Genomic DNA, 8416 nt, shown 5'->3' on the forward strand with positions numbered 1-8416 from the left:
ACAGCGCACGGCACTTACATCGCGGCCGCAAGCCCTAAGCTTGCTTCAATCACTCTTCAACATCCCAACCCAGTACCTTTGCCATGTTGAAATCTGCGATCTGTTCGAACACAGTTGGGTAAGGCCTTGCTCGGGCCTCCACCCTCCGCCTGGGAAGCATCTGTCATGTAGAGCGAAGTGATTTAACCTGTCTCGTTCGAGCGCATGCATAAGGAGGGATTGCAGAAGTGGCTCGAAAGAGGAGGACACAAATGCATCTCTCTGCGCCCATCTATCACTTGAAACGACAGGCCAAGCTGTTGGCCCGGCAAACTGGTATGCCGTTGCACAGAGCGCTGGACCAGATCGCGATTGCGGAAGGCTTCCAAAGCTGGGGGCATCTTGCATCTTCGGCATCGGCAAGGTTCCCCGCTGATTTCGTTTTGTCGCAGCTCCAGCCAGGCGACCTTGTTCTGATTGGTGCAAGGCCTGGTCAGGGCAAAACGCTTCTGGGGCTGGAATTGGCTTCCAAGGCGGCAACTGTGAACAGGCAAGGGTTCTTCTTTACCCTGGACTACCACGTGCGGGACGTCGCAGATCGGTTCGCAGATCTGCGCATTGACCTGATGTCCGCGCAGAAAACCGTGGAAGTGGATACGTCGGATGAAGTATCTTCCGACTATGTCATCGGTCGACTGAAGCATTTCGACAAACCGGTGATGGCCGTGATCGACTACCTTCAACTCCTTGACCAAAGACGCACAAATCCAACCCTGCAGGACCAGATCACGTCTCTGCGGACCTATGTGAAGGCGACTGATGCGATATGTGTGGTGATCTCGCAAGTGAACCGAGCATTTGACCTGAGCGACAAGTCCATGCCCGATCTGTCAGATGTTCGTCTGCCCAATCCGCTTGATCTGTCGGCCTTCGACAAGATCTGCTTCCTGCACAATGGCAAGCTTCAGGTTGATCAGGCAGCGTAGCGGAAATGCAAGGGACGGCGCGGGCATTCTGCGGATGTCCGCGCTGCCCGATACCGCACTAAACCCCGCTGTTGCGAACCGTCGACCCGGGGATCAGGCGAAAGCCGATATCGGTGCAGGTCGGTACCGGCTCGTCAGTCAGACGTCCCATCATCATCTCGGCCGCTTTCTGACCGAGCTTTAGATGTGACACGTGGCAGGACGTGAGGCGTCGGTTCATCACGGATGCAATGGGTAGGTCACCCCATCCTGCAATGCCAATGTCGTCCGGCACTGACAGGCCCTTGGCCGCGCAATACTGCAAACCGCCAAAGGCCATCGCGTCGTTCTGATAAAAGATGCACTCGATATCGCGGGCGGCGGCCAGCAACTGCTCTGTTCCGTAAAAGCCCGGATAGTAGGTGGCGGTATCATGCAGGCAAAGCTGCTTCACGACTGCGCCGCCCGCCCCCTCAACCGCCTTGCAGAAGCCGCTAAGCCGCTCTGTCGCCGCATTTGCCGTATCATGCGACGTCCCGACATAGCCGATGTTCTGATAGCCAAGCGATGTCAGATACCGCCCCATATCAAACCCGCTGTCGAAGTGATTGATGCCCACGCTCATGTCGAGGGGGCTCGAGTTCAAATCCCAAATCTCAACCACGGGAATGCCCGCATTCCGCAGCATGTCCATGGCGCGGGGCGAATGGTAGCGGCCGGTCAGAATGAGGCCCGCTGGTTGCCAGGACAAAACCGTCCTGATCCAGTTTTCTTCCTCTTGTTGGGTGTGCTGCGTGAGGCCCAGAACGGATTGGTATCCAAACGTCCCCAGCTTGCGATCGATCCCTTCGAGCACCTGGGCAAAAACCTCGTTCCCCAGATCCGGGATCGATACACCGATGAAGGTCGAGTTCTGATCGCCCGCAAACACGGTCGCCAAACGATTCGGCAGGTAGCCAAGGACGTCCACCTGCTCCATCACCTTGACTCGGGTTTTTTCCGAATACCCACCCTCACCACGCAAAACCCGGCTGGCTGTCATTTTCGACACGCCTGCGGCTCGAGCAACCTCAGACAGGCTTACTTTATTGTTCTTACTGCTTTTTTCCACGTTTCACGCCATCTTACGTTACGGGTAACTTGGGCCTTGACAGAGCCTGTGCTCTGACCTGATGCTAGCGGAATGTTACGGGTAACTCAACGGGGAGGTTGGGGCCCGTCGCCCCGGAGGAGACGCCATGCCAGACCTGCAGACAGGTTTGTTTTTCGACAGCATCGACAAGCATTTTGGCGGCACCTATGCGCTCAAGGATGTTTCGTTGACTGTGGCTCGAGGCGAGATTGTTGCCCTTCTGGGTGAGAACGGCGCAGGCAAGTCGACGCTGATCAAAGTGCTGGGTGGAATACATACGGCAGACGCTGGCCGCGTGCTGATCGATGGTCAACCGTACCAGCACAAACCGGCTGGGTTTGGCGAGCGGCAGAAGGTGGCCTTTATCCACCAGGACCTGGGCCTGATCGAGTGGATGACGGTGGCGGAGAACATTGGTTTGGCTCTCGGCTTCTCTCGCAAGAATGGGCTGATCCGCTGGAAGGATGTCGAACATTTTGCCGTGGAAGCGCTCCGCAAGGTGGATGCCGAATTTGACCCGACAGCGCGTGTCGAAGATCTGACGCGCACCGAGAAATCGCTGGTGGCGATTGCCCGTGCGCTGGCCGTGGACAGCGAGTTTCTGGTTTTGGACGAACCTACTGCCTCGCTTCCCGCGGACGAAGTGGAACGCTTGTTCGCGGCTATTCGGCCATTGCGCGAAAAGGGCGTCGGGATGATCTATGTGTCCCACCGTTTGGATGAGATTTTCCAGATCGCGGACCGTGTGGCTGTGCTCCGCGATGGCGCGATGGTGGGCGTGCGCAGCATCGACCACACAACGCCCGAAGAGCTGGTGCAGAAGATCGTCGGGCGCAAAACCCGCGAGACCGTCAAGGCGACCGATGCGATCGGCGACGCGGTTCTGTCCCTGCGCAACTTCGAAGTGGCCGGGATGCAGAAACTGGATTTTGATCTGCAGAAGAACGAGGTTTTGGGCCTTGTTGGCCTGCGCGGGGCAGGGCACGAGGCGATCTCGCGCGCGCTTTTTGGGTTGCTGCCCTTCGACGGAGAGGTGACGCTGGGTGGCGTTCAACCCGACCTGTCAAACCCGCAGAAGGCGCTGCATTCCGGTGTTGGCCTGGTCGCCAAGGACCGAACCGAAGAGTCCGTCGCCATGAGCCTGTCGATCCGGGAAAACACCTTTCTCAACCCTGATGGCATTGGCCGGAAGCTGCTGAACATGCTGTCACCCCGGGTCGAAGCCGAACAGGCCGCCATCATCGGGGCCGAGTTGGGTCTGTCGCCCAATGACCCGACCCTCGCGATCGAGGCGCTGTCGGGCGGCAACCAACAGAAGGTCGTCATTGGCCGCTGGCTCGCCACCAAGCGCAAGCTTCTGATCTGCGAAGATCCGACAGCGGGTGTGGATGTCGGGGCCAAATCCGAAATCTACGCCCTGCTCAATCGCGCCCTCGGGGACGGTGTTGCGATCCTGATCATGTCCACCGATTTCGAAGAGATCGCCACGATTTGCCATCGGGCCATCGTCTTCAGCCAGGGGGCGATTGTCGATGAACTCAGCGGCACGCGGCTGACAACTGAAAACCTGATCCAGTCGGCCTCGGCCGGGAATATCAAGACAGAAGGGAGCGGTGCGAATGCAGTCGCTTGAATCCAGCGCACTCGAGCCGACCAAAGCCGAACTCAAAGGACTGCCCATGGGCAAGCGTTTGATGCGGTTCCTGCCGGTCTATGGTCTGGTCATTCTGACCGTGTTCCTGATCGGCCTGTTCTCGGTTCTGTTGCCCAACACCTTCCCGACGATGCTGAACCTGCGGTCCATCATTTCCGACAAGGCGATCATCGCGCTGTTGTCGCTGGGGGCCATGATCCCCATGGCAGCGGGGCGGATCGACCTGACCGTTGGGTACGGGATCGTGCTGTGGCACATCCTCGCCATCAGTATGCAGACCATGCTGGGGCTTCCCTGGCCGATGGCCGTGGCGATTGTGCTGCTTTTGGGCGCGTTGACCGGGTTCCTGAATGGGTTGCTGGTTGAGGTTGCCAAGATTGACAGCTTCATCGCGACACTTGGCACTGGGACAGTCCTCTATGCCTTGGCGCTCTGGCACACGGGTGGTCGGCAAATGGTCGGGCTGTTGCCGGATGGTTTCTACGCCTTGAACACCACTTTTGTGTTCGGCCTGCCGATCACGGCTTACTACCTGATGGTCATCACGGTCGTGATGTGGATCGTGCTCGAATACACGCCAGTCGGACGATACCTCTACGCAATCGGCGCGAACCAAAGGGCCGCGCAACTGAACGGCATTCCCACCCGCAAATATGTGATCGGTGCATTCGTTGCCTCGGGCACCATGACCGCGCTGGCCGGTGTGCTGTTGGCGGCAAAGCTGCGGATCGGTCAGGCGTCGGTGGGGCTCGAGTTCCTGCTGCCTGCGCTTGTGGGCGCGTTCCTCGGCTCAACAACAATCAAACCTGGCCGGGTCAACGTTTGGGGCACCGTGGTGGGTGTTGTCATCCTCGCCGTGGGCATTTCAGGCATTCAACAATTCGGCGGATCCTTCTGGGTCGAACCGCTGTTCAACGGAGTAACCCTGCTGGTTGCCATCGGCATCGCAGGATACGCGCAGCGCAAAAAAGGTGCAGACAAGCGCTGAGCACGAAATTGCAAAGGGAGGAAACTATGCAAAAACGTACATTCATGGCCGGACTGCTGGCCACGACAATGATGACAGCCGTACCAGCCCTGGCGGCGGAATGGGACGGTCCAACAACCGGACCTGCTGCGGCTGACGGAAAGTCCATCGTCGTCGTCGCGGGCGACCTGAAAAACGGCGGCATACTTGGTGTCACCACGGGTGTCGAGGAAGCCGCAGCCAAGATCGGCTGGGAAGTCCGCGTGCTGGACGGCGCAGGCTCCATTCAGGGCCGGACAGCGGCGATTGGTCAGGCGCTGGCATTGAAGGCGGATGGCATTATCATCAACGGCTTTGACGCTGTCGAACAGCAAGCCGCGCTTGAAGGCGTCGTCGATGCAGGCGTGCCAATGGTTGCCTGGCACTCCGGCCCCGTTATCGGCTGTGACGCACCGGGTGGTATTTTCGCCAACGTGTCCACCGACGCGATGACCGTGTCCGAAGTGGCCGCTGAATGGGCCATCGACGATGCCAAGGCACAGGGCGAAGAGATTGGCGTCGTGATCTTTACCGACAGCACGTACCAGATCGCCATCGACAAGGCCGACCGGCTGAAAGAGACGGTCGAGGCTGCGGGTGGCAAAGTTCTGGAATACGTGGATACGCCGATTGCGGACACATCGACCCGCATGGGCCCCCTGACGACGTCGCTGTTGCAGAAATACGGTGAAAGCTGGACCCACGCGCTGGCGATCAACGACCTGTATTTCGACTTCATGGGCCCATCACTGGCCGCTGCAGGTTTGGCTCCTGACGCTGGTCCACTTGCCGGTTCTGCGGGTGACGGCTCCGAAGCGGCGTTCCAGCGCATCCGGTCCAACGGCTATCAGGCCATTACCGTGGCCGAGCCGCTGAACCTGCAAGGCTGGCAGTTGGTGGACGAGCTGAACCGCGCCATCCAGGGCGAGGCATGCTCGGGCTATGTCACGTCACCTGCGCTGGTCACACCCGAAGGGCTGGCCAAGCTGGGCGACAGCAACCAGTTCGATCCGGACATCCCCTACCGCGACGCCTACGCCGCGATCTGGGGCAAATAGTTCTCCCCGCGGGGTCGGGCGGCAAGGTCTGGCCCCGCACCTTAATCCGAATAGCAAGGGCACGTGCGCCGCCCGATCTATCCGAGCCACCGGAGGAAAGAGATATGGCTGATACGCCACTCGTGCAGATGCGCGGGATAACCAAACGTTTCGGCGGCGTGACCGCGCTGCACAATGTCGACCTGGCCGCTTACGCAGGCGAAGTGTTGGCCATTGTCGGTGACAACGGCGCCGGGAAGTCGACCCTGATCAAGGTGTTGACGGGCGTCTACCAGCCGACCGAGGGCGACATCTATATCGACGGCGAAAAAGTCGAGTTTTCCAACCACGCCGACGCGGCAAGGGCGGGTATCGACGCCGTCTATCAAACGTTGGCATTGGCAGACCATCTCGATCCCGCTGCCAACATGTTCCTGGGCAATGAGCTGACCAAGAAAGTGTGCGGTATCACGGTGCTCGACAACAAAAAGATGCGGTCGGAAACCGAACGGGTGTTGATGGAACGTCTGGGAGTGCGTCTGAAATCGCTGGACGCGCCAACGGACAGCTTGTCCGGTGGTCAACGTCAGGCGGTCGCCATCGCACGCGCCGTCTACCATGAAGGGTTGCGGGTGCTGGTGATGGACGAACCCACGGCTGCCCTAGGTCCGCAGGAAACCGCACGGACACTCAAGCTGATCAAGGCTCTGAAAGCGCAAGGTCTCGCCGTGATCCTCATCAGTCACTCGCTGGATGACGTGTTCGAGGTCGCAGACCGTGTTCACGTACAGCGCCGTGGCCAATGCGTGGGCGTTGCCCTCACCGCTGAAAGTTCGACCCAGGAAGTGCTGGGCATGATCGTTGGTGCCAAGGAGGACGCCGCATGAACACCGCAGTTGATACAGACTACAAGCCACCGCTGAGCGAACGGCTTGAGCCTTACATGGCGGTCATTGCGCCACTGGCGATGATCATCGCCATCTTCCTGTTCATGGCCGTGGCGTCGCCGGATCGGTTTTACCGGATCAGCAATCTTGAGCTGATCCTGCAGGACGCGGCCCTATATATGCCTATGGCGATGGCGATGACCTTTGTCATCACCCAGCGCGGCATTGACCTGTCCGTCGGGTCGGTGGCCGTGTTGTCGGCCATCATCATGGCGTTTCTCGTCAAACAATACGGGTTTTCGATCTATGTCGGCATTCCGATTGCCCTGACCATTGGGGCGCTTCTGGGCCTCATCAACGGTCTGGTCATCACGCGCTTCAACGTGCCTGACCTGATTGGCACGCTGGCGATGGACTTGGTCTACAAGGGCTTGGCGCTCCTGTTGGCCAAAGGGCTGGTGCTGGCACGTTTCCCCGACATCCTGACAGAAATGGGCCGCGGTCAGACGCCGTTCTTCATCCCCACACCCGCGGTCATCGGCATTCTGACCATGGTGGCAGGCTACTACATCCTGCAACGCACCCACTTTGGCCGCTACACGGTCGCCATCGGCTCCAGCCCTGAATCCGCGGAGCTGACGGGCATCGGTGTGAAGCGGCACAAGGTCTATGCCTACGTTCTGTGCGGAGCATGCGCAGCCCTTGCAGGTCTAATGCTGACCGGCAAACAGAACGCCATTCAGGCGACTATGGCGCCCTTCTTCAACCTTCATGTCATCGCGGCGGTGGTTGTGGGAGGCACATCGCTCTTCGGTGGTCGCGCCTCGATCATTGGGTCGTTCTCGGGCGTGCTGCTGCTTGCCATGATGTTGAACGCGCTTGTGACATTGCGCATCGAGTTCTTCTGGCAGCCGGTGGCGTCTGGCTTCGTGATCATCAGCTCGGTCGCGCTGTACGCCTGGATCCAGAAGAAGGACCGTGATGGTGCAGGCGGCTGGTTCGCCGATCTCAAAACATCGGAAGGTCAGAAATTGGTGCGGTTTTCCGCGCTGCTGATTGGCACCCTGATAGCCCTTTTGGCTATCGGAGGTGTCTTCGCTGGGGATGTCGCACCAAGCGGATAAACCGGCCAATGCGGGGTGGCCAGGCCGAGGGTGCAGCCCCGACCTGGCCGATTTGGCCCCGCTCTCATTGCAAAGGGAGGAACCAAGATGAGATTTTTAGCAACCACAGCCCTCGTGGCAACAGCGATGACCGGAATGGCACTGGCCGATGGTCATGCAACCCTGCCGCTAAAGGAACTGCCGGACATCGCAGACCGCGACTACTGGGTGCCTGACGAGGTAAACGCCGAGGGCAAGCTGGAAGCGATGCAAGCCGTTGTCGGCGCGGAAGCGGTGAAGTTCAGCGGGTCGCAAGATGCACCTATTCAGATTGCACTGATCTACCCGTCGTCCGACACATCGGACTTCTGGGCACGCAACTATCTGGCGATGACCAAGCGTCTTGATCAACTGGGTATTCAGTACGAAACGACCGAGTTTGCATCCCGCCAGATCGAACACTCGCTGCAAACGACCTATGCCAACCAGGTGGTGCTGGACAAAGACATCTATGACTATGTCGTCTTTGGCCCGTCTGAACTGGCCATTCAGGGCGACAACATCGCGAAACTGGCCGCGGAAAAAGACGACCTGACCACCTATGTCTGGGCGTTCCACACCCCGCTGAAAGACCTCGCGCATCAGCCTGCAGC

The 8416-nt window shown here is 59.2% G+C and carries 8 protein-coding genes; 7 read left to right on the plus strand and 1 reads right to left on the minus strand.

Annotated elements, in window-relative coordinates:
- The first annotated feature begins 251 nt into the window (after positions 1 to 251).
- Entirely contained in the window at positions 252 to 965 is a 714-nt protein-coding gene (locus AC6RA8_RS06630) for a DNA helicase (protein WP_500351418.1), read from the plus strand.
- 58 nt (positions 966 to 1023) lie between these two features.
- Here AC6RA8_RS06630 and AC6RA8_RS06635 read toward each other — a convergent pair whose 3' ends face one another.
- On the minus strand, positions 1024 to 2055 hold the full coding sequence (locus AC6RA8_RS06635) for a LacI family DNA-binding transcriptional regulator (RefSeq protein WP_500351420.1): 1032 nt from the start codon (positions 2053 to 2055) through the stop codon (positions 1024 to 1026).
- A 127-nt stretch (positions 2056 to 2182) separates the two neighbouring features.
- Here AC6RA8_RS06635 and AC6RA8_RS06640 point away from each other — a divergent pair, with 127 nt between their 5' ends.
- The 6 genes from AC6RA8_RS06640 to AC6RA8_RS06665 form a co-directional block, all read left to right on the plus strand.
- Positions 2183 to 3709 (plus strand): sugar ABC transporter ATP-binding protein, encoded by a 1527-nt coding sequence (locus tag AC6RA8_RS06640; protein ID WP_500351422.1) that lies wholly within the window; start codon positions 2183 to 2185, stop codon positions 3707 to 3709.
- Positions 3696 to 4718: an ABC transporter permease gene (locus AC6RA8_RS06645; RefSeq protein WP_500351423.1), complete on the plus strand. Its 1023-nt coding sequence runs from the start codon at positions 3696 to 3698 to the stop codon at positions 4716 to 4718. Before AC6RA8_RS06640 ends, AC6RA8_RS06645 begins: the two co-directional genes overlap by 14 nt.
- Positions 4719 to 4744: 26 nt before the next feature.
- Positions 4745 to 5794 (plus strand): substrate-binding domain-containing protein, encoded by a 1050-nt coding sequence (locus tag AC6RA8_RS06650; RefSeq protein WP_500351425.1) that lies wholly within the window; start codon positions 4745 to 4747, stop codon positions 5792 to 5794.
- 104 nt (positions 5795 to 5898) lie between these two features.
- On the plus strand, positions 5899 to 6660 hold the full coding sequence (locus AC6RA8_RS06655; protein WP_500351426.1) for an ATP-binding cassette domain-containing protein: 762 nt from the start codon (positions 5899 to 5901) through the stop codon (positions 6658 to 6660).
- On the plus strand, positions 6657 to 7784 hold the full coding sequence (locus AC6RA8_RS06660) for an ABC transporter permease (RefSeq protein WP_500351427.1): 1128 nt from the start codon (positions 6657 to 6659) through the stop codon (positions 7782 to 7784). The genes AC6RA8_RS06655 and AC6RA8_RS06660 overlap by 4 nt, the downstream gene beginning before the upstream one ends.
- An 87-nt stretch (positions 7785 to 7871) precedes the next feature.
- Positions 7872 to 8416 (plus strand): type 1 periplasmic-binding domain-containing protein (locus tag AC6RA8_RS06665; protein WP_500351429.1); only part of this gene is annotated, 545 nt, incomplete at its 3' end.

Source organism: Tateyamaria sp., assembly GCF_059783535.1.

Coding starts and splice junctions, on each gene's coding strand:
- AC6RA8_RS06630 (WP_500351418.1), top strand. CDS start 252: ATGCATCTCTCTGCGCCCATCTATCACTTGAAACGACAGGCCAAGCTG.
- AC6RA8_RS06640 (WP_500351422.1), top strand. CDS start 2,183: ATGCCAGACCTGCAGACAGGTTTGTTTTTCGACAGCATCGACAAGCAT.
- AC6RA8_RS06645 (WP_500351423.1), top strand. CDS start 3,696: ATGCAGTCGCTTGAATCCAGCGCACTCGAGCCGACCAAAGCCGAACTC.
- AC6RA8_RS06650 (WP_500351425.1), top strand. CDS start 4,745: ATGCAAAAACGTACATTCATGGCCGGACTGCTGGCCACGACAATGATG.
- AC6RA8_RS06655 (WP_500351426.1), top strand. CDS start 5,899: ATGGCTGATACGCCACTCGTGCAGATGCGCGGGATAACCAAACGTTTC.
- AC6RA8_RS06660 (WP_500351427.1), top strand. CDS start 6,657: ATGAACACCGCAGTTGATACAGACTACAAGCCACCGCTGAGCGAACGG.